This is a genomic window from Allorhodopirellula heiligendammensis, from assembly GCF_007860105.1.
Taxonomy (GTDB): domain Bacteria; phylum Planctomycetota; class Planctomycetia; order Pirellulales; family Pirellulaceae; genus Rhodopirellula; species Rhodopirellula heiligendammensis.
On sequence record NZ_SJPU01000031.1, the window covers coordinates 1 to 1,892 of the forward strand.

General features: G+C 53.9%; 2 protein-coding genes. One reads left to right on the plus strand and one right to left on the minus strand.

Annotation, left to right across the window (positions count from 1 at the left end; all coding sequences use genetic code 11):
- Positions 1 to 344, plus strand: a 344-nt coding sequence (locus tag Poly21_RS26810; RefSeq protein ID WP_302120797.1) for a calponin homology domain-containing protein, incomplete at its 5' end; no start/stop codon positions are given.
- Between the two features lie 319 nt (positions 345 to 663).
- On the opposite strand, the gene Poly21_RS26815 is transcribed toward Poly21_RS26810, so the two are convergent.
- Entirely contained in the window at positions 664 to 1,629 is a 966-nt protein-coding gene (locus Poly21_RS26815; protein WP_302120798.1) for a hypothetical protein, read from the minus strand.
- Positions 1,630 to 1,892: the final 263 nt, after the last annotated feature.

The window sequence follows — 1,892 nt, forward strand, 5'->3', positions numbered from 1 at the left end:
AGACGTTGCGGATCATAACCCCGACCTGGACTTGGGACCGCTCAATCACGTTTTGTTGCGTCGAACCCTGCCACGTGCCCACTGTAGAAGACGTTCCGCATCGCCGCGAAAATGAACGCGTCTGCTTCACCTTGGTCGTCATCGCCGCCGAGTCCCCGGCCGACGACTCTTGCCTCGATCTGCTCGAGCTCGTGAAGGAAGAATGCGAAGTCTTCTGGCGTGACTCGCGACTGAAGGTATTGCTTTCGCTCGCGCCAAATCCGCTAATCCTCTTCGTGGTCGCGTCGGTCTTCCTCGTCTTCGTATGCGGTCATTTTGCCAACTCCCCGCGAAGCAACTCTTGAGCCTTCTCGATGATCAGACTGCCGACAGAATCGCCGCAAAGGGGATCGTAGCCGCTGTCGCCAAATCCTTCTCTGGCCAGTGCATCCCGGCGGATAGTCGTGCCGTAATCATGCAACTGCCAGGCACTCCGGACCGTTAAGCCGATCCTGAAGGCGTCCGCATCTCTGAACTCATTTAGGTCGGTTTCGGTGGGACTGTTGAGACGCGAATTCAAATCTCATTGGCTATTCGCCAGGTGTTGAGGCCGCTTGGCAGGCAGGCCGAAGCGTAGCCAAGCGTACTCAAGACGAGGTGCCGCAATGGTTGCCCGCGGCTTGATCAGTTCAATGGAACCGGATGTTGCGTCCTATCGAAAACTGCTGTTAAACGATTGGTCTCAGCATGGGCATGGACATGGGCATGCGCTGTGGTTTGCTCGCAAGCCGCTTCTTCAGTGGGTTCCTCACTGACCAATTCCACGTGCGACTCCATTCGCGGCGCAAGAGCACGGATCGTGGTCAAAGCCGCGAGAGCCTTCTCATGGCGGCGAGCAGCACGCTGTGACGCTTCAACCTCGAACTTGGGCAACTCAATTCCTTTACCGATGCACCTCGCCTCTATCAGGCCATGAAAGCCCTGTTCAAGATGCGTGGCAACCACATGGTCGACCATCAGTCGCTCCAGATGGCTGCCGGTGCCTTCTTCAATCAATCCTTGCCGAAGCTCACGCGCCCTCTTGAATATCAACTCTCGCTCGAACAAATCATGGCCAGAGAGGGCTCGAACCCATTCCGTTTGAACCTTAGCCGCGATGTGACCAAGTTGGCTGAAGAGGTTTGGATCTTCCTGCATCGCTCGGCGAAGCGTGACTAACGCGTCTCGATCACCGTTCCTACACCGGCGAACCACTTCCTCCAGATTCGCTTGCTCGGAAACCAATTCACCTGGTTCCAGATCGCTGTCTTCCTGCTCCTGATTCTCGCACTCTGCAGACTTAATCATCTGAACGCTCCGTCGCTTTCGCCATCCTCGGCTTTTTGGGTTGTGGTATCCGGTCGTATAAAGGTGGGCTTGCAAGAGTAATAGTGTTGAGCTCGCGTAATCCTCTGCCATCGACTCGAGCTCAGCAATTCTTTGTCGAAGCTGCGAGTCAATTTGCTTCTGAAAAGCCTTCGACTCCAAACGCAGCGATTCCATCTCAGCCCGCAGTCCGTTGCCCAAGTACTGCTTATGAACTCGGCCATCCGGCATGCGTCGGCAAAGATAAAAGTACTTCCGACCGTTTTGGCGTTTCTCCCATGCCACGTAGACTACACCTTCTAAAGTTCCCGGTTGTGCAAAATCTATTCACTCAACATTATATCGCACGAGCGGTGTATAGTGAACGCCAATTTAGGTGCTAGAGTCAAAATACGATAGTTGTCTAAGATTGGTGACGCCAGTCGAGTACCGGAAATGTAAAGACGATCTGGCAAGCGGCATTGTTGAGTTAAAGGTCATCGAAAAAGCCTCCAGCATCAATCGTATCAACAAAAGGTGCAGTCATATGACCGTTGGGATGCGAAAAG